At 67.9% G+C, this 24685-nt stretch carries 22 protein-coding genes; 17 read left to right on the top strand and 5 right to left on the bottom strand.

Annotated features, from left to right (window positions below; genetic code table 11):
• The first annotated feature begins 34 nt into the window (after window positions 1–34).
• From dnaK to H6717_09615, 4 genes are read left to right on the top strand one after another with little or no spacing between them, the layout of a single operon-like run.
• Complete coding sequence (gene dnaK, locus H6717_09630) at window positions 35–1858, top strand: molecular chaperone DnaK (GenBank protein ID MCB9577271.1); 1824 nt, start codon at window positions 35–37, stop codon at window positions 1856–1858.
• 28 nt (window positions 1859–1886) lie between these two features.
• Window positions 1887–2747 (top strand): hypothetical protein, encoded by an 861-nt coding sequence (locus H6717_09625; GenBank protein MCB9577270.1) that lies wholly within the window; start codon window positions 1887–1889, stop codon window positions 2745–2747.
• Between the two features lie 19 nt (window positions 2748–2766).
• On the top strand, window positions 2767–4782 hold the full coding sequence (locus H6717_09620; protein ID MCB9577269.1) for a M1 family metallopeptidase: 2016 nt from the start codon (window positions 2767–2769) through the stop codon (window positions 4780–4782).
• Complete coding sequence (locus H6717_09615) at window positions 4779–5633, top strand: hypothetical protein (GenBank protein MCB9577268.1); 855 nt, start codon at window positions 4779–4781, stop codon at window positions 5631–5633. Before H6717_09620 ends, H6717_09615 begins: the two co-directional genes overlap by 4 nt.
• 208 nt (window positions 5634–5841) lie before the next feature.
• On the opposite strand, the gene H6717_09610 is transcribed toward H6717_09615, so the two are convergent.
• Window positions 5842–7266, bottom strand: a complete 1425-nt coding sequence (locus tag H6717_09610; protein MCB9577267.1) for a glycogen synthase — start codon at window positions 7264–7266, stop codon at window positions 5842–5844.
• 78 nt (window positions 7267–7344) lie between these two features.
• On the opposite strand from H6717_09610, the gene H6717_09605 reads away from it, so the two are divergent.
• From H6717_09605 to H6717_09590, 4 genes are all read left to right on the top strand, one after another.
• Window positions 7345–9222, top strand: a complete 1878-nt coding sequence (locus tag H6717_09605) for a serine/threonine protein kinase (GenBank protein ID MCB9577266.1) — start codon at window positions 7345–7347, stop codon at window positions 9220–9222.
• A gap of 47 nt (window positions 9223–9269) precedes the next feature.
• Window positions 9270–9749, top strand: coding sequence for a DnaJ domain-containing protein (locus tag H6717_09600; protein MCB9577265.1), 480 nt, complete (start codon window positions 9270–9272; stop codon window positions 9747–9749).
• A gap of 131 nt (window positions 9750–9880) precedes the next feature.
• Window positions 9881–10777, top strand: coding sequence for an acetylglutamate kinase (gene argB / locus H6717_09595; GenBank protein MCB9577264.1), 897 nt, complete (start codon window positions 9881–9883; stop codon window positions 10775–10777).
• A gap of 41 nt (window positions 10778–10818) precedes the next feature.
• The gene (locus H6717_09590) at window positions 10819–11862 is read left to right on the top strand and encodes an RluA family pseudouridine synthase (protein ID MCB9577263.1); all 1044 of its coding nucleotides are present in this window, start codon (window positions 10819–10821) and stop codon (window positions 11860–11862) included.
• Window positions 11863–11866: 4 nt separating this feature from the next.
• Here the strand turns inward: H6717_09590 and H6717_09585 are convergent, their stop codons facing one another.
• On the bottom strand, window positions 11867–12391 hold the full coding sequence (locus H6717_09585; protein MCB9577262.1) for a hypothetical protein: 525 nt from the start codon (window positions 12389–12391) through the stop codon (window positions 11867–11869).
• A gap of 114 nt (window positions 12392–12505) precedes the next feature.
• On the opposite strand from H6717_09585, the gene purH reads away from it, so the two are divergent.
• The 4 genes from purH (at window position 12506) to H6717_09565 (ending at window position 16787) form a co-directional block, all read left to right on the top strand.
• Window positions 12506–14065: a bifunctional phosphoribosylaminoimidazolecarboxamide formyltransferase/IMP cyclohydrolase gene (gene purH, locus H6717_09580; protein ID MCB9577261.1), complete on the top strand. Its 1560-nt coding sequence runs from the start codon at window positions 12506–12508 to the stop codon at window positions 14063–14065.
• Between the two features lie 468 nt (window positions 14066–14533).
• The gene (locus H6717_09575) at window positions 14534–15361 is read left to right on the top strand and encodes a ParA family protein (GenBank protein ID MCB9577260.1); all 828 of its coding nucleotides are present in this window, start codon (window positions 14534–14536) and stop codon (window positions 15359–15361) included.
• Window positions 15358–15672, top strand: a complete 315-nt coding sequence (locus H6717_09570; GenBank protein MCB9577259.1) for a hypothetical protein — start codon at window positions 15358–15360, stop codon at window positions 15670–15672. The genes H6717_09575 and H6717_09570 overlap by 4 nt, the downstream gene beginning before the upstream one ends.
• A 35-nt stretch (window positions 15673–15707) precedes the next feature.
• Window positions 15708–16787: a membrane dipeptidase gene (locus tag H6717_09565; protein ID MCB9577258.1), complete on the top strand. Its 1080-nt coding sequence runs from the start codon at window positions 15708–15710 to the stop codon at window positions 16785–16787.
• A 55-nt stretch (window positions 16788–16842) separates the two neighbouring features.
• Here the strand turns inward: H6717_09565 and H6717_09560 are convergent, their stop codons facing one another.
• Both H6717_09560 and H6717_09555 read right to left on the bottom strand, forming a co-directional pair.
• Window positions 16843–17511, bottom strand: a complete 669-nt coding sequence (locus H6717_09560; GenBank protein ID MCB9577257.1) for a hypothetical protein — start codon at window positions 17509–17511, stop codon at window positions 16843–16845.
• A gap of 209 nt (window positions 17512–17720) precedes the next feature.
• Window positions 17721–18236 (bottom strand): hypothetical protein, encoded by a 516-nt coding sequence (locus tag H6717_09555; protein ID MCB9577256.1) that lies wholly within the window; start codon window positions 18234–18236, stop codon window positions 17721–17723.
• 281 nt (window positions 18237–18517) lie between these two features.
• On the opposite strand from H6717_09555, the gene H6717_09550 reads away from it, so the two are divergent.
• The gene (locus H6717_09550; GenBank protein MCB9577255.1) at window positions 18518–19177 is read left to right on the top strand and encodes a hypothetical protein; all 660 of its coding nucleotides are present in this window, start codon (window positions 18518–18520) and stop codon (window positions 19175–19177) included.
• On the opposite strand, the gene H6717_09545 is transcribed toward H6717_09550, so the two are convergent.
• Window positions 19168–20100: a serine/threonine protein kinase gene (locus H6717_09545; protein ID MCB9577254.1), complete on the bottom strand. Its 933-nt coding sequence runs from the start codon at window positions 20098–20100 to the stop codon at window positions 19168–19170. The two genes, H6717_09550 and H6717_09545, sit on opposite strands and share 10 nt — an antisense overlap.
• A gap of 138 nt (window positions 20101–20238) precedes the next feature.
• On the opposite strand from H6717_09545, the gene H6717_09540 reads away from it, so the two are divergent.
• The 4 genes from H6717_09540 to H6717_09525 are packed head-to-tail and all read left to right on the top strand — an operon-like array spanning window position 20239 to window position 24667.
• Window positions 20239–21024 (top strand): alpha/beta hydrolase, encoded by a 786-nt coding sequence (locus H6717_09540; GenBank protein MCB9577253.1) that lies wholly within the window; start codon window positions 20239–20241, stop codon window positions 21022–21024.
• A gap of 58 nt (window positions 21025–21082) precedes the next feature.
• On the top strand, window positions 21083–21949 hold the full coding sequence (locus H6717_09535) for an ABC transporter permease (GenBank protein MCB9577252.1): 867 nt from the start codon (window positions 21083–21085) through the stop codon (window positions 21947–21949).
• On the top strand, window positions 21924–23681 hold the full coding sequence (locus tag H6717_09530) for an ABC transporter substrate-binding protein (protein ID MCB9577251.1): 1758 nt from the start codon (window positions 21924–21926) through the stop codon (window positions 23679–23681). The genes H6717_09535 and H6717_09530 overlap by 26 nt, the downstream gene beginning before the upstream one ends.
• Window positions 23678–24667: an ABC transporter permease gene (locus H6717_09525; protein ID MCB9577250.1), complete on the top strand. Its 990-nt coding sequence runs from the start codon at window positions 23678–23680 to the stop codon at window positions 24665–24667. The genes H6717_09530 and H6717_09525 overlap by 4 nt, the downstream gene beginning before the upstream one ends.
• Window positions 24668–24685: the final 18 nt, after the last annotated feature.

Raw genomic sequence — 24685 nt, 5'->3', positions numbered from 1 at the left:
GGGCCGCGAGCGAGAGAACGGAGAAAGGGCACACATGGAGCGCGTCATCGGAATCGACCTCGGCACGACGAACTCGTGCGTGGCCGTGATGGAAGGCGACACGCCGGTCGTGATCCCCAACCGCGGCGGGTACAAGACCACGCCCAGCATCGTCGCGGTGACCGAGGCCGGAAAGCGGTTGGTGGGTCACATCGCGAAGCGGCAAGCGATCACCAACGCTGAGAACACCGTGTACGCGGCGAAGCGCCTGATCGGCCGGAAGTGGAATTCGCCGCAGGTGAAGAACGCGATCATGACGTCCAGCTACGCCATCGTGGAAGGGCCGCACGGCGACGTCCGCATCAAGCTCCGCGACAAGACCTACTCCGTTCCGGAGATCAGCTCGATGGTCCTGCAAGAGATGAAGATCATCGCGGAGGACTATCTTGGCGAGCCCGTCAGCAAGGCCGTGGTCACGGTACCCGCGTACTTCAACGACAACCAGCGCCAGGCCACCAAGGACGCCGGGGCGATTGCCGGGCTCGACGTCATCCGCATCATCAACGAGCCCACCGCGGCCTCCCTCGCCTACGGTTTCGGCAAGGAGCTGGACCGCACCGTGGCCGTGTACGATCTGGGCGGCGGCACCTTCGACATCAGCATCCTGGAGATCGGCGCCCACGGCGTGTTCAAGGTGATCAGCACCACGGGCGACACCTTTCTGGGCGGTGAGGACTTCGACGCCCGCATCATCGACTGGCTGGTGGAGGGCTTCAAAGAGGAGCACGACATCGATCTGCGCCAAGATCGCATGGCCTTGCAGCGTCTGCGGGACGCCGCCGAGAAGGGCAAGTGCGAGCTCTCGAGCGTGCGAGAAACGGAGATCAACCTCCCCTTCATCATCTCCACCGGCCGCAACGAGGCCCTTCATCTGCAACGGGCGCTGTCCCGGGAGATGCTGGAAAAGCTGACGGAAGACCTGATCGAGCGCACCGTCGACATCTGCCGCCAAGCGTTGGAAGACGCCAAGCTCGACGTCGACGAAGTAGAAGACGTGATCCTCGTCGGCGGCATGACGCGCATGCCGGCGATCCAGAAAGCCGTGGGCGACTTCTTCCAGCGCGAGCCGAACAAGGGCGTGCATCCCGACGAAGTGGTGGCCCTTGGTGCCGCCATTCAGGGTGCGGCGTTGGTGGAAGACAAGCACGAGATGATCCTGCTGGACGTGACGCCGCACGCCCTCGGCATCATGACCTTCGGCAGCTACTTCGAAGAGCTGATCCCGCAGAACACCACCGTTCCCACCAGCCGCACCAAGATCTTCACCACCAGCCGTGACAACCAGACCGCGGTGAAGATCCTGGTGATGCAGGGTGAGAGCAAGAAGGCCGACGAGAACGAGCTCCTCGGCGAGTTCATCCTCACGGGTTTGCGTCGCGCGCCCAAGGGTCACGTGGAGATCGAGGTCACCTTCGAGATCAACACCGACGGCATCGTGAGCGTACACGCGAAGGATCTCGAGACCGGCCAGGCCCAGTCCATTCAGGTGACGGCCACCAGCGGACTGACTCAAGACGAGATCAAGCAGATGATGGACAGCGCCAAGGACTACCTGGTGGAGCGTCGCTCCGACGAGGAGTTCGAGAAGGCGCGGCAGGAAGCGGAGACCATGATCGCGGAGATCGAGCGTCTTTTTCCGGACGTCGAGCGCGTGGTGGGCACTGCGGATTTCGGCAGGGACGCCATCACCAAGGCGCAAGGCGTGGTCGACCGAACGCGGCAGGCCATCGAGCAGAAGGACGCCGCTGCCGTCAAGGAGCAGCTCGAGCAGCTGGCTCGGACGGAGCGCATGTTCCGCGGCGTCGTGGCTCGAGCCTGAGCAAAGGGGCGGCAGCACGAGCTGAGCAATGGGCCAGGAGGACCGGGAAAGCGCAACGCCGCAGTCGATCGTGCCCGAGACGGACTTGATCGACGCGAGCTGGGACGACGACGACGATCTCGTCTCGGGCGTGGAGCTGTCTCAGCCGGACGACGATGCAGACGACCTCGGGGACCGCGTCACCGTCGTGCCGGACGTTCCTCCCAGCAAGATGGCGCGGGAGCTCTTGGCGCAAGCCGATTCTTCGCGCCCCACTCCGAGCTTCCACGACCGCGAAACGCCCACCGGCGCCACGCCGCCGCCGCGAGCCAAGCCCCCCTCCCTGGAAATGCCCTTCGCGGAGCCCGGCTTCCCCAGCGAGCCGCCCACGGCGCCCCTGCCCAGCTCCGACGATCTGGAGCTGGATCTGGGCGAGCTGCCGGATCTGGAGCTCGACCGCAGCGCGTCGCTTCCCAACGCTCCAACGCCGGCAGAGGCGGAGACGGAGACTCAGCCGCCGACAGAAGTGGATCCCGCCGTCGGCGAGATGAAGGACCGCTACGCGATGGGCGACTTCACTGGCGCGCTGGTGATCGCCGAGAGCCTGCTGGAGACCGACGTCAACGACGCCGAGGCGCTGCGCTACGCGGACAGCTGTCGGGACGTCCTCACGCAAATGTACGCAGCGCGGCTGGGAGACCTCGGACAGATCGTGATCGTCGCGATCCCGCCCGACCAGATCCGCTGGCTCTCTCTCGATCACCGCGCAGGCTTCTTGCTGTCGATGGTCGACGGGACGTCGAGCATCGAAGAGATCCTCGACGTGAGCGGAATGACTCGGTTGGACGCGCTGAGGATCATGTTCACGCTCCTCGAGCAGCGGATCATCCGACTCGAGCCGCCCGCCTGAGCCAAGAGAGCGGCTACCCGTGGCTGAGCGCAGACGCCTTTCGCGGAGCGGTGCCCGTGACCTGACCTTGGGTCTCGTGGCCATGGGGCTGGCCGCCGCCGTCCCCGGTCTGTCGCGCGCCGAGGGTGCCGCCCCGCGAGAGCAGTCTCCCGCACCGGGCTCCCCGCCCCGGACCGTGGGCTCGAACTACGACACCGACGCCTCGCTGCCCACCCACGCCACGCCCATCGCTTCCTACGCCCTCCGCGCCCGGCTGGACGCAGAAAGCCACGTCGTGTCCGCCTCCGGAACGCTGACCTGGACCAACACCAGCCGAGAGAGCCAGAACGAAGTCTGGCTGCACCTGTACCTGAACGCGTTCAAGAACAACCGCACGCTGTACCTGCGCTCGCCGTTCCAGGCCGGGCGCAGCGGGCGGCGGGCCACGAGCTACGGGCACCTGCGCGTGACTTCGTTCCGCTTGCGCGAAGAGAACGTGGACCTGTGGCCCAAGGCCGCGACGCATTCGCCGGGAGATCCCCTCGACGAGACGGACATCCGGGTGCCCCTGCCCGAGCCGGTGGAGCCCGGCACGACGGTCCACTTCGACATGAAGTTCGAAGCCAAGCTGCCGAGCATCGTGGAGCGCACGGGCTTCGCCGGCTCCTTCCACTTCGTTGGGCAGTGGTTCCCGAAGATCGCGCGACTCGAACGCGACGGAACCTGGGCCCACTTCGCCTTCCACCCGCAGAGCGAGTTCTACGCAGACTACGGCGACTACTCCGTCGAGCTCGACGTACCCGCGGACATGGTCGTGGGCGCCAGCGGCGTGGAGACCCGCAGCAGCACGCAGGGCGGGCGTCGAACCATCGACTTCGAAGCGAAGGACGTCCTCGATTTCGCTTGGACCGCTTGGGACGGCTTCGAGAAGCACACGCGAGACATCGACGGCACTCGCGTCATCCTGCTGATCCCCCCGCAAAACGAGCACAACGCGGCCACCACGTTCTCCGCTCTCGCGGGAGCGCTTCCGCGCATGAGCAAGCTCTACGGGCGCTACCCCTACCCCACCCTCACGGTGGTGCACCCGCCGGAGAGCGCTCCCAGCGCCGGAGGCATGGAGTACCCCACACTGATCACGACCGGCGGAGAGTGGTACACGGCCGACAGTGGCGTACGCGGTATCGAAGGCGTCACTGTCCACGAGCTGGGCCACCAGTGGTTCCAGAGCATGGTGGGCAGCAACGAGCACGCCTGGCCATTTCTGGACGAAGGGCTCACCAGCTACGTGGAAGGCTCCACACTCGACGCGCTGTACGGCTCGAGCAGCGCCGTGCGCTGGCCCGGGCTCCGGCTGAGCCAGTGGGCGGTGGGCCGAGCCGCCGCCGCCCACTTCGCCCACGACGATCCCATCGCCCTCCCGGCCGCCGGCTTTCCGAGCTTCGAGGCCATCGGCGGTCTGGTCTACGCGCGGACCGCAACGCTGCTCCACACCCTGGGCAACGTGTATGGGACGGACAAGTTGGAGCGGGCCTTGGGGCGTTACTCCCGCTACTACCGCTTCCAGCACCCCGGCCCACGGCACTTCATCGCGGTGATGCGTGAAGTGCTCGGCAACGAAGCCGCCGACAACCTGTCGCTCGCCCTCTTCGAGCGTGGGTCCGTCGACTACCTCGTCGACCGCGTGGAGACCATTCGCTCGGAAGCACCGGAGGGCGAGCTCGACGGTGACACCCAGCGCGAGCCCTCGGGCTCGTGGCAGAGCAGCGTGTTGGTGCGCCGCCACGGCAGCCTTCACTTCCCAGTGGACGTCGAGCTCGCCTTCGCCAATGGAACACGACTACGTCGGCGCTGGGACGGCCGCGGCGACTTCCATCGCATCGACTACTCCGGCCCCTCGCCGGTGGTGTCCGCCATCGTCGATCCCGACCTGCGCATCGCCCTCGACGACGACCTCGGCAACAATCAAAAGAGCCGCTACGGCGGGATCGCGCCGCGCTCCCTGGAGCGTCTGAGCTACGGGGCCGCGCTGCTCTTGGGAGCCATCGGCCCATGAAGGAGCTCGCCTCCAGCTTGCTCCGGGTGCTCCGGCGGCCGCGCGCCGTGGCGCTGTCGTGGGCCGTGCGCATGCTGTTCTCGCTGCTGCTCGCTCTCCCCCTGTGGCAGCTGGTGGTGGGCAGCGGAATGGCGGACCACCCCGACGGCGACGCCATTCTGTTCCGAGACGGCGGGCTCCACCTCGCGGAGCTGGTGCGGCTCACCCTGCCGGAGCTCCACGCGCTGGCGCGCAGCGCGCCGGGGTTATTCGTGGTCCTGGGCCTGGTGAGCCTGCTGCCGTTGGCAGCGCTCTTCGTGTCCTTGGACAGCGACGAGCGGCTGTCCACCCGCGCATGGATTGGGGACGCGGCTGCGTGCCTGCCGCGCTTCACCTTCGTCGCGGGTTTCTGTCTCCTGGTGCAGGCCCTGCTCTCCTTCGTGACGCTCACCGTGGCGGTGCAGGTGCGCGAGGCCGTGGCGGATCCGACGACGCCTCGCAGTGCCGACGCTTGGGGCGTCGGCATCGCGCTGTTCGGATTTTTCCTGGTCGCCCTCATCGGTGTGCTGGCCGATCTCGCTCGGGCCGCCATCGTGCGCCGCGACGCCCGTGCTCTCGAAGCCCTCGGTATCGCCATCAACGCCCTCACGCGCCGCCCGTTCGCCACCTTGAGCTCGTGGGCCACGCCGGGCGCCTGGAGTCTCGTGTTCGTGCTCACCGCCGCTTGGATCGTCGGCCGCGTGGACGTCTCCCATGGCGGCCTGGGCCGCATCGCGACCGTCGCCGTCGTGCATCAGCTCACCCTCGTCGCCCTCATCGTGCTGCGCGGAGCCTGGCTGAACCGGGCTCTCATCCTCACCGACCACGCGTGACGCGACGGGCTCGCGCCGCCCCGCGCGCTCCCGACGCACCCTCGCCGACCACGCGTGACGCGACGGGCTCGCGCCGCCCCGACATCATCTGTCTGGATCTTCTTTTGTTGGTGCGCCGCGGAACCACGCGCAGCGCCTGCCACTTGGCACACGAAGACCGAGCGAAAGCGCGTTGCTGCGCGAAAGCGAGCGGAAGATGTTGCGGGCGCTAAGCCGTACTGCCGATGGTCTGGCGGTAGATCTGCAAGTAGCGGCGGGCCGGGCGATCCCAGCTCAGATCCAGACGCATGACGCGGCGGCGGAGCTTGGCGAACGCCGGGCTGCGGTAAGCGGCGAGGGCGCGCTCCACGGCACCGACCAGGCCGTCTACGGTGTCGTCGTCGAACAGGAAGCCGGTACCGGTGGTGAGCTTGGCGTCGGCGTCCACCACGCTGTCGACCAGACCGCCGCTGGCGTGGACCACCGGCACGGCGCCGTAGCGTGCAGCGACCAGCTGCCCAGCGGCGGAGGGTGCGTGGCGTGCGGGGACGATGGCGATGTCCGCGGCGGCATGTAGGCGGCGATACATCTGGCTGTCCACCTCTGGGAGCCACAGGAAGCGATCGCGGTGCTTGCTCTGGGCGGTCTCGAAACGCTTGGCGATGCCGGCAGCGCCGCTGCCGGCCACCACCAGGCTCAGGTCCTGCTTCAGCAAGGTGGACAGCGCGCCGGCGACCAGGTCCATGCCCTGCTCCTTGCCGAGCTCCGCCACCGCCACGACCAGCGGCCGCTCCACGTCGAGCTCGAGCTCGAGGCGGCGCAGGAGGGCGGTCTTTTCGCGCCCCTTGTTGGCGGGATCCTCGGCGTCGTAGCGAGCGTCCAGAGCGGCGTCCGTGGCCGGATTGAACACGCCGTAGTCGATGCCGTTGGCCACGCCCACGAGCGGTGTCTTCAGCGCTCGCACGAGCTCCGCGAGCGCCCCGGAGCGGGCTTCCGTCGCCATCTCCTCGGCGTAGTGGGGGCTCACGGTGGTGATGGCGTCGGCGAAGGACATCCCCGCCTTGAGCACGTTGAGCTTGTTGTTCAAGCGCACGGAGTCATCCGACGCCACGTCCTTGGGGATGCCGAGGGCGTCCGCTTCCTTGAGCGGAAAGCTGCCCTGGCGTGTGGCGTCGTGGATGGTGAGCACGGTGGGCAGCGCCGGGCCCGGAATGCGCCGCAGCGCGAGGGGCACCAGGGCCGCGGGAGCGTCGTGCAGATGCACGATGTCGAAGGCCTGACCTTGCTGACCCCGGGCGCGCACCAGCGCCGCCGCCACCACCGACAGCAGACCGAAGCGCTTGGCGTTGTCCGGGTACTCCTTGCCGCCCTCGCCGTACACCCCCGGGCGGTCGAACAGCACGGGCGCGTCGAACAGCGTGAGCTGGACACCGGAGGGAAGCTGCGCGTCGAACACGGTCACTTCCGCGGCGTCCGGCAGGCTCAGAGGCGTGAGACGTCGGGCCGCCATCAAGCCGCCGGCCTCGAAGCCCGGGTGCCGCGGAGCGAGCACGGTGACGTTGTGGCCGAGCTGGCGGAGGGCCTTGGACAGGGACGCCACGGCGTCGGCTGCGTCCGTCTCGCGAACCCAGGGGCCGACTTCGGCGCTGACCATGAGTACATCCATCGCGCCGTCGTCTAACACAGGCCCGGCCCGCTAGACAGGGGCGACCGTGAAGGATACCAAGAAGACATGTTCGTCTGCCCGGAGTGCGGCTACTCCGCAGCGGGACCGGGGTTCTGCACGGAGCACGGGATTCCGCTCTCCAGCTCGGAGGACGCGCTGCTCGGGACGACGGTGGGCAGCTATCGCATCGCGCGTCTGATCGGCCAGGGCGGCATGGGCCGCGTGTACCTGGGCGTACAACCGAACATCCACAGCCGCGTCGCCGTGAAGGTGCTCTCCGCCGAGAGCGTACAGACGACCACCTTGGTGGAGCGCTTCTTCGCGGAGGCGCGCGCCGTCAACGTGATCCGACACGAGAACATCGTGAACGTGCTGGACCTGGCGTCGCTGCCGGACGGCCGTCCGTACATCGTGATGGAGCACCTCGAGGGGGCACCGCTGTCCGGTGTGATCGGCACCTACGGAGCCCTGCCATTGGGCTTTGCCGTGAACTTGTCGAGCGAAGTGCTCGCGGCCCTCGGCGCCGCTCACTCGCACGGCATCGTGCACCGGGATCTGAAGCCCGACAACGTGTTCGTCACGGCTGGCGGCCACGCCAAGGTGCTCGACTTCGGCATCGCAAAGCTCAAGCCGGAGCTCTCCGCCATCTCCGGGGAGACACGCACCGGCGCGCTGATGGGCACGCCGCAGTACATGTCGCCGGAGCAAGCCCTGGGTCAGCCCGTGGACCTACGCTCCGACATCTACTCCGTGGGCGTGATCCTGTACGAAGCGCTCACGGGGCGCCGCCCTTTCGACGGCAACACGCTTTACGATCTGTTGAAGCAGCACGTGGAGATGGCACCGCCGCCGCCGCGAATGGTGCGCGGCGACATCCCTCCGTCTCTGGAAGCCGTGGTGCTGCGGGCCCTGGAGAAGGATCCGGCGCGGCGATTCCAATCGGCACGGGAGCTGTACCAGGCGCTCTCTCAGTGCGCGCCGTTCTTGCCGCCCGAGAGCTTTGCCGTCGTCGGCTTCGAGGGCATCCACTCCGCCACCCTGCGCTCCAGCTCGAACACCGGTCCCAGCCAGCCGACGGGACCGGGCCCTACCATGCCCGGCTACTCCAGCACCGTGAGCGGAGCGCCGATCACGGCGCCGCCGGTGAAGAAAGGCAACGGACTTCTCATCGGCGCCGTGGTCGTGGGGGCGGTGTTGCTCATTGGCGCCGTCGGTGCCGTCGGGATTTTCTCCGTCGTGGCCGCGCGGCCGAAGACCAAGGCTGCTCCTTCCGCGTCGGCGCCCCCCTCCGCAGTGGCGTCTGCGCCCGTGGAGGTACCCACCGCGCAGGAGAAGAACGTCGCGGGCAGCTACGTCATCGAGATGAGCCGCATGCCTGCCGGCGTCGGGAGCTACCGCGGCAGCGTGGAGATCACGACCAAGTCCACGAATTTCTACGCCCTCGACTGGAGCATCGTGAAGAACCCGCCCTACAGCGGCATCGCCATCCAGCGCGGGAACGTCCTGGGCGTGGGCTGGGGACAGGGCTCCGCCTACGGCGTGGCGGTGTACGCCATCGAGGGCGGTAAGCTCACCGGCAAGTGGGCGGCCTCCAGCACCGGGGACCTACTCGGTCGAGAAGTGTTGGAAGGACCGCCCAACCTGGATGGCAGCTACGAGATCACGGATGCCTGGTCGCCCATCGGCAACCAGGGCTACTCCGGCAAGGTGATCATCAAGCCGCGGGGGGAGCTGTTCGACGTCACGTGGCGGAGCGGCACGTCGCTGCAGCAAGGCGTCGGCTTGCGCAAGGGCGACACCTTCGTGGTGGGCTTTGGCGGGCGCGGCGCGGGGGTCGTGCTGTACGACGCCCAGGCCGACGGAAAGCTCGTCGGACGTTGGTCGATAGTCGGCGAGCCCACGCCGCAGGCCGGCCTCGAGACCCTGGCTCCGAAAAAGCCGTAAGAGTACGCGCTGGACCGAGGGGACCTGGCGGCGTAGATTTGGGGATCGTGCAGAGGGTCATCGACTACTACGAGCTGCTCGGCGTGTCCGCGCGGGCCACGGAAGCCGAGATCCGCCGGGCCTATCGCCGCCGCGCCATCTTCCGTCACAGGAGCGGCGTGCTCCGGTTGCAGGACCGGATGCACGAGATGGAGCACGCCTACCAGGTGCTCACGAATCCCGAGCAGCGCGACCGCTACGACCGGCAGCGCGAGCTGTGGCAGGCGCCGGAGCGAAAGCAGGCTGCCGAAGCCGCTGCGCTCATTCGCCGAGAAGGGCGCCTGCGACGCGCCTACGCCAAGCGCATGGGGCGCGAGGCGACGCACATGGGACGGGTGCAGAGTGCTCGCTACCAGGGCTTCATGGAGGAGCTGGAACAGCGCCTCGCCGCGGGAGCGCCGCGACGCGCGTTCCGGCTGTCGTTGCCGCTGCTCGTGCTAGCGCTCGTGGCGGTCGGCGCCGTGGCGCTGTTCATCGCCTCACGCTAACTGCTGGCGCGGCCCCAGCCATTCCTCGGGGGCTCCGCCCCTTTGTGCGCTCGCTCCGCAGGTCGGCACCCCGCACTTCTCCTCGGATGCGATTGCGGCTTCTGGCACGCAGCACTAGCTTCCGCTCGGCAATGGACGAGCTGATCGAGAAGGCCAAGGTACTCCACGAGGCGCTGCCCTACATCCGGCGCTTTCACAAACGGGTGTTCGTCGTGAAGTACGGCGGGCACGCGATGGTGGATGACGCGCTGAAAGAAAGCTTCGCTCGCGACGTGTGTCTGCTCCGATACGTCGGCATTCACGTGGTGGTGGTCCACGGCGGCGGCCCGCAGATCAACAAGACCCTCGACCGCATGGGCATCAGCTCGTCGTTCTCCGGTGGGCTACGCGTCACGGACGACGAAACCATGAACGTGGTGGAGATGGTGCTGGGAGGCGGCGTCAATCAGGACATCGTGGGGCTCATCTGCAAGCACGGCGGCCGCGCCGTGGGTCTCAGCGGCAAGGACGACCACTTCGTGCGCGCCAGCCGCCTGGACAAGGTCAGCGCCAAGGACGAGGACGGCGCGCCGGTGCTGGTGGACCTGGGCCGCGTCGGTCAGGTGGAGGCAGTGGACCCCACCATCGTGCAGAACCTCCTCGCCAGTGGGTTCACTCCGGTCATCGCGCCCATCGCCGTGGACGACGACGGCAGCGCCCTGAACGTGAACGCGGACACGGCCGCGGGGCGCATCGCGGCAGCCCTGGGGGCCGCCAAGCTCATGCTGATGACGGACGTGGAGGGCGTGAAGAGCGCCGATGGCGGCTTGCTGCGCTCGCTGGGCTCCACCGAAGCCCGCGAGCTGATCGCCAAGGAAGTGATCCGCGGCGGGATGATCCCCAAGGTGGAGTGCGCCCTCGACGCGGTGGCGGACGGCGTGGAGAAGGTGCACGTGATCGACGGGCGGCTGCGGCACGCGCTCTTGCTCGAGATCTTCACGGATCGCGGCGTGGGCACCGAGATCCGCTCGGGGCGAGGCGAGCCCTGAATCGGGCGGAAGAAGAGCCGGACATCCTGCGGCCCGCGGAGGTGGACGCCGACGCCACGCTGCGGGTGTTTCGCGTCCCGCCGGAGGCGGCCGGCATGCGCGTGGACGTGTTCGTGCAATCGCAGCTGCGCAACACCAGTCGCACGCGCGCTCGGGCCATCGTGGAGAACAGCGCCTATTCCCCCGAAGGACGCCGCCTGAAGGCGAGCGAACGCGTCAAGGGGGAGGACCGCGTGGTGCTGTGGCGTCCGCCCTTCGACGAGCCCGACGCCCTGGGCCCCATCGACATCTTGTACGAGGACGAGCACCTCCTGGTGGTGGACAAGCCGCCGCTCGTAGCGGTGCACCCGACGGCGCGCCACCACCACGCCACGGTGATCAAGCGCCTCGAGGTGCAACGGCCGGGAGAGTTTCTATCCCTGGTGCATCGCATCGACCGCGAGACCAGCGGTCTCTTGTTGGTGGGGCGCTCACGAGAGGCGGACCGGGCATTCAAGCGCCTACTGGAAGATCGCTCCGTCGCGGTGTCCCAGGACATGGCGCGCGAACGGAGCGGCGCGACGACGCCGCGCCGAAGCGCAGTGCCAGCGGTGGACAAGATCTACTTGGCCATCACCTGGGGCGTCCCGAGCGTGGACGTCATCGAGCTTCCCCTGGAGCTGGATCCAGAAAACTCCCTGCGCGTGAAGATGCGCGTGGCGGAGCCGGGCCAGGGGCTCGACGCGCGAACCGGGGTCCACGTGCGGGAAACCCGCGCCGGATACGCGCTGGTGGAGTGTCGGCTGTTCACTGGGCGGCAGCACCAGATCCGCCTACACCTGGCGGCCACGGGCACGCCCATCGTGGGGGACAAACTGTACGGCCCCGACGAGCGACTCTTGGCCCGCGCCGCGGATGGCGAGCTGACGGACGAAGATCGCGAGCGGCTGGAGCTGCCGCGCCACGCCCTGCACGCGCACCGTTACCGGCTCGCCCACGCGATGACCGGACAGCCCCTGGATCTGGTGTCGCCCCTGGCGGCGGACCTCGCCGAATTCTGGGACGAGCTTTGCGCACGCGACGGGGATCGCGCCGCCCCGACATGATGCTTCAATCGCCGGCGGCGTCGCTGACGGCGGCGTCGGTACCCGAGTCCACGCCCGCGTCGACGCCGGAATCGGTGCCGGAATCGGTGCCGGAATCGGTGCCGGAATCGGTGCCGGAATCGGCGCCGGAATCCGTGCCCGCGTCGACGGGCGGCGGGCAGCCGTTGGGCGCGGTGCCCGGCAGCACCTTCACGAGGCAGCTCTTGGTCTTGAGCGTGGCGCAGCTCTTGATGGTCGAGATGTAGTCCACACAGCCCTGCACCGTGCCCTGATCGTACTGAGAGCACGCGGGGTTGCCGGAGCTGATGTAGCCCGGACACGCCGGCCGGGTGACAGGACCACAGGACAGCTCGGCGCCGCGCGCGTCCTCGGCGGCACGCACCTGAGCGCAGGCTTCCGCCTCGCCAATGGGCTGGCCGTTGCCGGCGGGCTCGAAGGGCCCACTCGGCCCGCTGCTGGAGTCGTCCGAAGAAGAACAGGCGGCGAGCAACAAGAAAGAGAGACCCAGGAGGGCCCGCATCGTCGTCATGGCGGCGGAGGATAGAGCATGTCCCCCTGAGAAGGCGGGGAAAACATGCCGCGCGTGCAGAGATTTCGGCGGCGGTTGACGACGCCGGGGCCAGAGGATAGCCGACCCACTGCCATGAAGATCCGCCGCGCCCTGGTTTCCGTATCCGACAAGACCGGCCTCGTGGAATTCGCGAAGGCCCTCGTTCATCTCGATGTCGCCCTGCTCAGCACCGGTGGCACGTACAAGGCGCTGGGAGGCGCCGGTATCCCGGTGGAGACCGTCGAGAGCTACACCGGGTCGCCCGAGGTAATGGACGGCCGCGTGAAGACGCTGCACCCGAAGGTGCACGGCGGCCTGCTCGGACGCGAGGGCACCGACGACGCAGACTTGGATCGCCTGGGCGCGCGCTACATCGATCTCGTCGTGGTCAACCTGTACCCCTTCGAGCAAACTCTGGCGAAGGCCGGGGCCACTGTGGCGGAGCTGATCGAGAACATCGACATCGGCGGCCCGAGCATGCTGCGCTCCGCAGCCAAGAACCACGCGCGGGTGACCGTAGTGTGTGATCCAGAAGACTATGCGCTGGTGCTGCAGGAGCTGGAGCAAGGCGGTGAGGTGAGCGTCGAGACGCGGCAGCGCTTGGCGGCGAAGGCCTTCGCCCACACGGCCGCATATGACGCGGCGATCAGCGGTTGGCTCACGGGCCTCGGGGAGAGCGACGGCTGGCCGCGGAGCCTCACGTTGCCGCTCTCGAAGGGCTACGCCCTGCGCTACGGCGAGAATCCACACCAACGCGGCGCGTTCTATCGCGATCGAAACGCCCCGGCGGGCTCCCTGGCCCAGGCAGAAAGCCTCGGAACCGGCGCCAAGGAGCTCAGCTTCAATAACCTCGTAGATGTGGAAGCCGCCCTCGACGCCGTACGCGAATTCGACACGCCGGCGGCGGTGGTGGTCAAGCACGCGAGCCCCTGCGGCATCGCCCAGGCGAACGAGCTGAGCGTGGCGTACCGCGCGGCGCGGGAGGCGGACGCCATGAGCGCCTTCGGCGGCATCGTGGCGCTGAACCGCGAGGTGGATCTGCCGACGGCGGAGCTCCTGGCGGAGACGTTCCTCGAGTGCATCATCGCGCCGAGCTTCGCCAAGGACGCTCTCGAGCGGCTGCGCAAGAAGTCGGCGCTCCGGCTGCTTTCCACCGGAGAGTGGCTGGGACGCGATCACGATGCGCTGGTCATGAAGCGTATCGGAGGTGGCTTCGCCGTCATGTCGCGCGACGCCACCGGCCCCGGCGAGGTGCGCGGCGGCAAGGTCGCCACCCAGCGCGCGCCGACCGAGGCGGAGCTCGCCGCCCTGGAGTTTTCCTGGTGCGCCGTGAAGCACGTGCGCAGCAATGCCATCGTGCTCGGGCGCCACGATGCCGGGGTGAGCGTGACGGTGGGCATCGGTGGCGGCCAGACGGCGCGGGTGCAGGCCGTGGAGATTGCCGTGGAAAAGGCCGGCGAGCAGGCCAAGAGCAGCGTGATGGCGTCGGACGCCTTCTTCCCCTTCCCGGACGGCCTGGAGGCTGCCGCCAAGGCCGGCATCACCGCGGTGGCGCAGCCCGGCGGCAGCAAGAACGACGCCGCGGTGATCGCCGCGGCGGACGCCGCCGGCATCGCCATGGTGCTCACCGGCGTACGGCATTTCCGGCACTGACCCGCGGGCCGAAGCCGGCGTGAAAACTTGGCCCGTTCTTCGGGGCCATGCCATCGGGTGGGGACCGCTTCGATAACCGTGAGGCGGCATCCCTCCCCCATGCCGAGCCAGAGCTGCAGCATCTGCCACGCCGACTTCGACGTTCACTTCAGCTACCAGATGGAGGAACGCGTCGACGCCGACGGTCGCTCCTTCGTCTACTTCTGCTCCCAGCGTTGTCTGGAGCAGAGCCACGCAACCGACGCGCGCTGCGACGCATGCGGGCGTGACTTCCAGGTGGAGCTCGCCTCTCAGGTGATCTTCACCGGAGGCCATCGGCACTACGCCTGCAGCAGCGACTGCCGGGCGCAGGTGCTGGGGCATGGGCTTCGCCTCGTCGAAGACGAAGCCAACGACACTCGTCCCGCGCCACCCCCCACCGAAACGCTGCCCCCCGCCGAAATCGTGCCGGATCCCACGCACGCCACCATGCTCCCGCCTCCGAGCCGGTCTCGCGTGGTGGCCTCGGATACGCCGCGGGTGCTCGCCGTGTTCAATCACAAGGGCGGCACGGGCAAGACCACCACCGCCGTCACCATCGCGGCGGGCCTCGCCGAGCGCGGCGCTCGAGTGCTGTTGGTCGACACCGACGGCCAGGGCAACGTCGGCGTGTCTCTGGGGCTCAAAGCCGAGCGCTCCCTCTACCACGTGCTGGTGATGGGGCTGTCCATCGAGCAGGCCGTCACCACCGTGCGCCCGGGGCTGGACGTGTTGCCCTCCAACGAGACGCTGGCCGCCGCCGAGCTCTATCTCGCCGGACGCAAGCAGCGCGACCGCGTGCTCGCGTCGCGCCTGGAGCGCGCGCGGGAGCTGTACGACTTCGTGATCGTGGATTGCTCACCGAGTCTGTCGCTGCTGAACCAGAACGCCTTGGTGCTCGCCGACGCGGTGTTGTGCCCCGTCGCCTGTGACTATCTCTCGTTGGTGGGCGTACGGCAGGTGCTGCGCACCATCAAGCACGTCAACAAGCTGCTCTCCCACCCCGTGAAGCTGTGGGGCGTGTTGCCCACGCTGTTCGACGCGCGCGCCCGGATTTGCCACGAGGCCCTGGACACGCTCCGCGAGCACTTCGGCGAGCGCTGCTTCGAGCCGGTGCGCCTCGCCATCAAGGTCAAGGAAGCGCCCGCGCGCGGCAAGACGCTGCTCGAGTACGCGCCTGGCTCCAGCGCCGCCACCGACTACGTCCGCGTCGTCGACCGGCTCATTGATTCCACCATCGGCCAGATGCCGGCAGCCCGTGTAGGAGGTGTGGGGTGAGTGACAGAGACGATTTCCGCCAAGCAGCCGCTCGCGTCTTGGATCGTGACGAGATCGAAGGCGTGCTGAGCTCGAGCTTCTACAACGACCGGCCGGGGCCCGTTTCCGCGGCGCGAAAGACCAAGCGCGGCGCCGACAAGCCCACCCACTACAAGGTGATCTGCATCTCCATGTACATGGACGACCTGCATCGCCTCGACCAGATGGTGGACGAGCTGAAGGCCCGCGGCTTGACCAAGGCCAACCGCAGCGCGCTCATCCGCTACGCCCTGGGCGAGATCGACCTGGACCGCGTTCCCCGCGGGATCTGATTGCGTTCTCGGGCCGGCACGCCCAGCCTGGCCCGATGACACGCCTCGACTTCGTCGACCACCGGAGCGATCCCGGAGCCTGGGCCCAGGAGCTCGGCATCTCGAAGGAGGCCGTGGAGCTCTACCTGGCGAGCGACGTCCTCGATCTGCACGTCGACTCCTTCATCTGGACCCGCATCTTCGGCTACGACCTGACCCGTCGCCACGGCCACGGGCTGCTATCGGGCGTGGCCTACAGCCAGGTCGACTTCCCTCGCATCCTGGAGGCCGGACTGACGGGTGCGACCTGGATCATCACCACCAATCCCTCGCGTAGCGCCAAGGGGCGCGAGCGCGCCTTCGTGGAGAACCTCCGGCGCCTGCGCCGTATTTTCGACGGCGTGTCCGAGCAGTTTTCCGTGGTGCGCAACGTCCGCGAGTACCGCGAGGCGCGCGCCGCGAGCAAGCACGCGGCGTTCATCGGCATTCAGGGGGGCAACGCCCTCGACGCCTCGCCGGACTCCCTCGATCTGATCGAGGACGACGTGGTGCTGCGCATCACGCTGGTGCATCTGTCGTCCTCCAGCCTGGGCGTCACCAGCTCGCCGCTCAAGGCGGGGGCGGACAGCGGCCTCACGGATCGCGGACGCGACTACGTGCGGCGCTTGAACGAGAAGCGGATCTTCGTGGACCTGGCCCACATCAGCAAACGCGGCTTCTGGGACGCGGTGGAGATCCACGACAAGGACAAGCCGCTGATCGTGACACACACCGGCGTTTCCGGCGTCTTCGAGCACTGGCGCAACCTGGACGACGACCAGCTGAAGGCCGTCGCCGACAGCGGCGGCACCATCGGCGTCATGTACCAGTCGAGCTTTCTGGGCGACCCCTACTTCGGCGGCAAGGCCGAGAGCATCGCTCGGCACCTGGGTCACATCGTGAAGACCGTGGGCGCGGACCACGCCGCCCTGGGCAGCGACTGGGACGGGGCCATCAGCCCCCCGAGAGACATGCTCACCTGCCTCGAGCTGCCCAAGCTGGTGGACATACTGCTCCGCGACGGCCACGACCCGGACACCATCCAGAAGATCCTCGGGGGCAGCTTCTTGAGGACAGTCGAGCTACTTCGAGGCTGAAATGCAGAAACGCCGCGCACAAGCGCGGCGTTTCCGTACGGCTCTTCGCCTTGGCTCAGGCGTCGAGCTGCTCCATCTCGAAATCGTCGTTCTCCTCGAAATCGTCATCCTGCTCGTCGTCCTCGGTGGCGCCCTCGGCCAAGTCCGACTTCGACAGCTGCGGCAGGCGCCGCTTGCCCACCGGACCTTCGTCCACGTAATCGCGAAGCGCCATCATGTCGCGCAGGGCCTCCAGCTTGGCCAAGGCCTTGACCTCCACCTGGCGAATGCGCTCGCGCGTCAGATTCATGATCGCTCCTACGTCCTCGAGAGTCGTTCCACCGCGGTCCGCAACGTCCAGCGCGCAGGTCTCACCCATTTCCCAGACCTCGAGGTCCGGGAAATTGAGCTTGATGGCACCGGTGCGCGGCGAGACGTCGATGTAGAGGTGGTGCTTGCAGGACACGAACGGACAGGGACGCGGGCCGTCCAGGCATTCCGCACGCGAGCGCGGCTTCCAGTAGTCCGTTTCCGGATACAGAAGACGACCGATCTCCAGCTCGCGCTTGGTCATGCGCTTGACGCTGATGGTGCGCGCCCGCACGTCGCGCTTGCGACGCGAGCGGCGCTGCTCCCGGGTGATGGTTTCGGCGTCGTCCGGCTGCAGTGCCGTGGCACCTTCCGTCTCGAGCACCTGTTCTTCCGCGGGCAAAGTCGCCGTGCCGTCGAGCCTCTTCGAATCCATGCGCTGCCTCCCGATCCTCTTCGCTTCCGCTGTGTCTCGCACACGCACGATCCCTGCCGCGGCCGGGAGCCCGTCCCGATCACGCCTGGTACCGCCTGATTTCGCACGATGCGTCGCTGCTGCCGGACCATCCTGACGACGAACCCGCCGTCCGTCAGGAGCTGCCCCTCACTGGCAGTGCGACCAAGTCAAGCTCACGAACCTTTCAATCATGATGCCGCCACGCGCTCGATCTTCGCGCGCGAAGCGAGTCGATCCTCGATGCTCACCAAGCGGGTGAGCAAGTCCTTGCTGAGCGCCCGCGCATCGCGAACCTCGCGAGCCACGACCTGAGCCGTGGCCTCTCGCCGGCGCTGCTTCAGCATCTCGTCCAACTTGTCGAAGATGCTGGTGAGGGTCTGCTCCAGCTGTTGGAGGTCCGCTCGCATGAACAGGAACTCCCGCTGGATCTGCTCGATGGTGTAGCTCTCCGCCATCATCTGCTTGATGCGCAAGATCTGACGAACCACGCTCACGGGGTAGATGCCCTGCGAGCCTTGGTGCTTGCCCTTGCGCCCGACGCGCACGCTGCGCGGCAGGAGGCCGAGCTGAACGTACTTGCGAAGCGTCGCTTCGCTGAGGGCGATGCCGTGCTGAGCGAACACGTCGAGGATCTCCACGGAGGTCAGACCCGCTGCGTGGTCCTTCTCGATCCGGCTCAGTGTGGCTTCGTCGATGGCGGTCATTGGCTTCCCCGAGCAGTGCCTCGGAACGCGAGCGAATATATTCTACTCAGTGGATCGCCCAAAAGACTTTCGCACCAAAAATTTCGGCGATTGTTATCGGGGCTCCATGGACGCTGAACCCGGTCACCAGTGAGACATTAATTGTCATATCTGTTGCATTGTCCATGGAGATGAAGGGTCGTCCATACCCACATGGAACTACATGTCATTCTCGCACTCCATCCCACACTGTGCGCACGTACCGGATTGCACGACGCTCGCGATCGTGCTGCTTGTGCTGGGTGGACGTCGCGCTGAACGCGTCGCTCGGCATTCCGCTGTTCCTCGGCTTCGATGAGCTCGAAGCTCCGCGCACGTTGGCCCACATGCTGGAGACGTCGCGCCGAGTCGCCGCGACGTCGGCGTCCCCCACTCTCGCCAAGACCGTGATCCGCGCGGCCTTCCGCGCCATGGAGGACGCGCCGGCAAGCTGGACTTTCAGCGTGTCGGACGCGTCCGTGCACGGCCATGGCCCGGGCTCCGACGCCGACGCAGCGCAGCAAACCTTGCAGAAGCTGAGCGCCACGCTCACCAGCGTGGTGCGACTGTTCCCATCCGTGTGGAAGCGCAATCTCATCGAGGCTTGGCGCGGCGTCAGCGGTGCGCTGGTGGAGAGCGACGAGCTCAACGCGATCTTCGTTCGCAAGGGCCGGCGAGCCGTGGCGGACGTCACCGTGCGCGGCAGCGAGGTCGCCACCCGCATTCGGGTGGCGGCCCGGGGCGCGCTGCTCGACGAGGACGCGCGCGCGGTGCTGCCGCCGCTGGCGAGCGCGTGCGTCGAAGACGGTGATCTGGTGGTGGTGCGCCCCGGGCTGGTGGCGGACGCGCGCACGCTCTCGACGCTCGTCGATGCCAGCTTCACGCTGGCCGAGCGCCTGGAGGGCGGCGCCCCCTACCGCTGAGCGACGGCCAGCTCCAACCTGGGACGCGCGCGCACCAGGCCCGGCCCCCGCCGCGTAGCCTCCGCGGCCAGCACCCGCTCCGCCACGGGAGCGTCAGCAATGGGCTCGAGCAGGGCGAGCGCCGCGCGCGCGTCCCAGGGCCGCGCCTCTCGCTCGGGAGCGAGCAGGCGGGCGAGCACCCGGGCCAAGGGCCGGTCGCCCGAAAGGCAGAACCGGCAGTCCCCCTCCGCGATGGCCGCGAGGGTGGCCGTTCGGTCCCCGCGCCAGAAGGGGTGCACCCCCGAGGCCAGCTCGTGCAGCACGATCCCCACTGCGAACAGATCGCTGCGCACGTCCAGGGTGCCGCCCCGGAGCTGCTCCGGCGAGAGGTACATCAGCTTACCCTTCACGCGTCCCTTCACCGTCCAGCTCTCCCGATCGAACGCCCGAGCTATGCCGAAGTCCGAGAGCTTGACCTGGCCGTCCATACCCACCAGCACGTTCCTGGGAGACACGTCTCGATGAACGATGCCGCCGGGAACGGCGGCGTTCGCCGCGGCGAGCGCGCGGCACAAGCAGGCACCCACGTGCGCCACCACGGCGTCGGAGTAGCGGTGCCCCTCACGCACGCGGGAGCACAGCACTCCGAGGTCCACGCCGCGCACCAGCTCGAGCACCAGCAGCACGCGGCCGGCTTCGTCCTCCACTGCGTCGAGCAGCGTCACGACGTTGGGATGCCGGATGCGCGCGAGCAGCCGCGCTTCTTCCAAGAGGTTCCTGCGCAGTCCGGCATCCAGCGGGCGCCGCGGGATCTTCAGGCACACTTCGTCGTCCAGCATCGGGCTCTGGCGCTGTGCGCGCCATGCTTCCGCGAAACCGCCCGCGCCCAGACGTTCCGACAGCTCGTAGCGAACCTGGGCGGGGCGTGTGAAGAGGAGCGCCATGTCATCCAGTTCGCTCGAGTCGGTCGGTAGTTGCCCGAAACGTTTCGAAAAACGAACGCGCACACGAACGCCGTGACTTTCGGGCTACGCTGCGCGGCCATGGTCGAGGTCGCGTATCGGGACATCGTCGCCAGCGGCGTGCGGGTCCGAGTCAGCGAGCGCGGCGAGGGGCCTCCCGTGGTGCTGCTCCACGACGTGCTGTTCGACCACTCCACCTGGAACGCAACGGCGCAGAGCCTGGCCCAGAGCCATCACGTGGTGGCCCCGGACCTCCCGGGTTTCGGTGAGAGCGAGAAGCCGCCGCCCAGTCGCTTTCCGTACACGGTGGATGCTTTCACCGAAGCGCTCGCAGATCTGTATGCCGGCCTCGGGCTCGGGCGCGCCGCCCTGGTCGGCCACGGCCTCGGTGGGGCGGTGGCACTGACGCTGGCGGCACGCCACGCGGAGCTCGTGTCGCGCCTGGTGTTGATCGACACGCCCTGCTACGCGACGCCCCTCACGCTGGAGCAGCGGGTCGCCGGCTTGCCGCTGCTGGGCGGCTTGGTGTTCAAGCAGCTGTTCAACCGCGTGAGCTTCCGGACGTTCTTTCGCTCCCGGCTCCTTTCCCGCGGCGCCCCGACAAAAGCTCTCGATCGCATCGACTACTACTACGACCAGTTCAACTCACCGGCGGCCCGGGGCAGCGCGCTGGCCACGCTCCGCGCCACCAGCGACACGCGCAACATCGTGGCACGCACCAGCCGCGTCCGGAGCCCCACCCTGGTGCTCTGGGGCCGCCAGGACCGGCTGGTCCCGGCGGCCCTGGGTCAGCGGCTCTCCAAGGAGATCCACGGGGCCGGCTTCGAGCTGGTGGACGCGGGCCACACGCCCCAGGAAGAGCAGCCCGAGCGCACTGCGCAGGCCATCTCGAGCTTCCTCGCCTGAACGGCCGCCGGGCCGGTTTTCGATCTCCGGGGAAACGGGTAAGACAAGGCCCCGCCCCATGTTCGACCCCCGCGCCTTCCGTCGATTCAAGAAGAACCGCGGCGCCGTCGCGGGGCTCGGGCTGGTGGCGCTGTTGGTGCTGTTCGCGGTCTTGGGGCCCGTTGTCACCGGCCATGACCCGGACATCAGTGACTTTGCCCACGGCCGCAACGCGAGCGGCCAGCTGGTGGGCATCTCGAGCGCACACTGGCTCGGGGTGGACCAGCTGATGCGTGACCTCTTGAGCCGCCTGTGTCACGGCGCCCAGGTGTCGCTGCTCGTGGCGTTCTTCGCCACCGGCATCTCCATCGTCGTGGGCGCGCTGGTAGGCCTCGTGAGCGGCTATGCGGAGGGCACCCGAGCCCAAGGCGTGGACACCTTCTTGATGCGCCTCGTCGACGTGGGCCTGAGCTTTCCCTACTTGCTCTTGGTCATGGCCATCGGCGCCGCGGTCGGGGACACCACCATCACCACCATCCTGATGGTGCTCGGCTTCACCAGCTGGTTCGGTACCGCCCGCATCATCCGCAGCAAGGCCATCCAGGTGCGATCCCTGGACTTCATCGTGGCCTCCCGAGCGCTGGGCCAATCCACTCCGTCCATCTTGCTGCGGCACATCTTGCCCAACGTGGCTGGGCCTTTGATCGTGATCGCCTCGGCGTCCGTGGCCCAGATGATCATCGCCGAGAGCGTGCTGTCGTACCTGCAGGTGGGGCTGCCGCCCCCCACGGCCACCTGGGGTCGCATGCTGCAGGAAGGCCAGCGCTACTACACGGTGGCGCCGCGCCTGGTGGTGGCGCCGGGGTTGATGATCTTCCTCTCCGTGCTGGGCTTCAACCTCGTGGGAGAAGGGCTGCGCGATGCGCTCGATCCGCACGAAGATTGAGCTCTTGGCCGCGGGCCTCGTGTGCCTCGGGTGCAACGCGAAGGTGGCGCCGCCCATCGGCGAGGATCGCGACGTCCCGCCGCAGCGTGGCGGCACCCTGCGCACCGCCTTCTTCACCGACGTGCGCTCACTGGACGCCGCCACTGCCTTCGACACGGCGTCCGCCGCCATCGAGTCGCTGATCTACGATCGCCTCGTCAGCTACGATCAGGACGGCAAGCTCGTCCCCGAGCTGGCGGAGAGCATCGACCGAGCGCCGGACGGCAAGCGCTACGTGTTCACGCTGCGAAAGGGCGTGCTGTTTCACGACGGCAGCGAGATGGTCGCCGCCGACGTCAAGCGCAGCATCGAGCGTTCGCTGCACGTGAAGACCCCCTGCCCCGTGCCCAGCTACTACGAGCGGATCGTGGGCTACAAGGCGTACCACGACGGCAAGGCGGAGGAGCTTTCCGGTGTGAAGGTGGAGGGCAAGTACGTGGTGAGCTTCGAGCTCACGGAGCCCGACGCCACCTTCCTGCACATCATGGCGCTGCCCATCGTGGCGCCCGTGTGCAAGAGCGCGGGCAAGACCTACGACCGCCATTTCTCCAGCCACCCGTGCGGCGCGGGCCCCTTCAAGGTGGAGCGCTACGAGAACGGCCAAGTCATTCGCCTGGTCCGCCACGACGGCTATTGGCAGAAGGGCAAGCCCTACCTCGACGCCATCGAGTGGTACCTGAGCATGCAGTCGTTCACCCAGCGCTTCAAATTCGAGCAGGGCGACATCGACTACATGCGCGAGTTCTCCGAGGCGGACTCGCAGCTATACCGCTCGAGCCCAGCGTGGAAGGGCCGCGGCGAGTGGGAGCAGAGCCTCACCACCGCCGGCAGCTTCATGAACACGGAGATGGCGCCGTTCGACAATCGCCACTTCCGTCGCGCCGTATCCTTCGCCATCAACCGGCAGCAGGTGGCGTCCGTGCGCCCGGGCCACGTGCTGGGCCACGGCAAGATCGTGCCCGAGGTGCTGATCCCCACCACGCCCGGCTATCCCCACCAGGCCTTCGACTACGATCGCGCCCTGGAAGAGATGAAGCTCGCGGGCTACCCGTACGATCCGAAGACGGGCAAGGGCGGCTACCCGAAGGAAATCCCCTACCTCGCCATCATCGACTCCTACGCGGGGCAGGCGGCGGAGATCTACAAGCAGCAGCTCGCTCACATCGGCATCGACATTCGCATCCAGCTGGTGGGCTACCCCACGTTCCTGGCCAAGAGCAGCCGCCGCAACACGGTGCAGATCGGCTTCACCGGCTGGCACGCGGACTTCCCCGACCCGAGCACGTTCTTCGAGCCCACCCTCTCTTCCAGCGCCATCCAGGAGGAAGAGAGCCAGAACGCGGCGTTCTACTCGAACCCCAAGCTGGACCGCATCTTGACGGAAGCACGCCGCTCCTCGGATCGCGCTCGCCGCATGCAGCTGTACCGCGAGGCCGAAGCCATCGTGGCGGACGACGCGCCCTGGGCCACGGCCTACTCGTACCGCTACTTCGAGCTGTGGCAGCCGTACGTCCACGGCTACCGGCCGCACCCGGTGCTGTCGCAGTACGTGCGCAACATGTGGTTCGACCGTGAGCAGCAGAAGACCGCGCGTGGAAATGCGCCCTGCTGGAACGGCGTGCCCGGGCTCGATCGCCGCTGCAAGCACGCGCCACGCACCACGCTGGCCCTAGCGCTCGGGAGGCTGCCGTGATCCAGCACCTGCTCCGTCGATTGGGTTGGTCGCTCTTCACCATCTGGGCCGTCGTGACGGCGACGTTCTTGATCTACAACGTGCTGCCCGAAGATCCGGCGCGGGTCATCGCCGGGCCCCAAGCGCGCCCCGCGGACGTCGCTCGCATTCGCACCCAGCTGGGCCTCGATCGCCCCGTGCACGTCCGCTACTGGAAGTACATGTCCGGGCTGGTGCGCTTCGGGAAGGGCGACGAAAAGGACGACACCTCGCTGTCCCTCGGGCCCGTCCGCATCGACCTGGGCGTGAGCTACCTCAAGCGCAAGCCCGTGGTGGCGCTGCTCGGAAAGGCGCTGCCCCCCACCCTGCTCGTCGGCATCCTGGCCATCGCCATCCAAGTGGCCATCGGCGCCGTCGGCGGTGTGATCGCCGCCATGCGGCGCCATACCGTGTTCGATTGGGGCACCGTCGCCCTCACCTTGGTTGGCATCAGCGCGCCCACCTTCCTCACGGGCCTCTTGCTGCAGCACTTCATGGCGCGGGAGCTGATGCTGTTTCCCCTCGATGGCTACGGGCAAACGGCCGCGGAGAAGGTGCACGCGGCCCTGCTGCCGGCGATCACCCTGGGACTCTTCGGCGCCGCCTACTACACGCGCCTGGTGCGCGACGAGATGATCACGCTCTTGAAGCAGGACTACATCCGGACGGCCCGCGCCAAGGGTCAGCGCGAGTGGATCGTGGTGCTCAAGCACGCCCTGCGCAACGCCCTCATGCCGTTGGTCACGGTGGTGGGCCTCAGCATGGGCACGCTGGTGGGCGGCGCCATCGTCACGGAGAAGATCTTCCGCTGGCCGGGCATCGGCGCGCTCAGCGTGGACGCCATCGTCGAGCGCGACGGCCCCGTCATCATGGGCGTCGTGATCCTGTTTTCCACCGTGGTGGTGCTGGCCAACCTGTTGGTGGATCTGTCCTACGCGCTCTTGGATCCCCGCATCCGCAAGCGGTGAGATCTGGGGGTTGGTCCG

It is taken from the genome of Polyangiaceae bacterium (assembly GCA_020633235.1).
Taxonomy (GTDB): domain Bacteria; phylum Myxococcota_A; class Polyangia; order Polyangiales; family Polyangiaceae; genus JACKEA01.
Note: the sequence above shows the minus strand (reverse complement) of the source record. Positions and strands in the feature narration are given on the sequence as shown.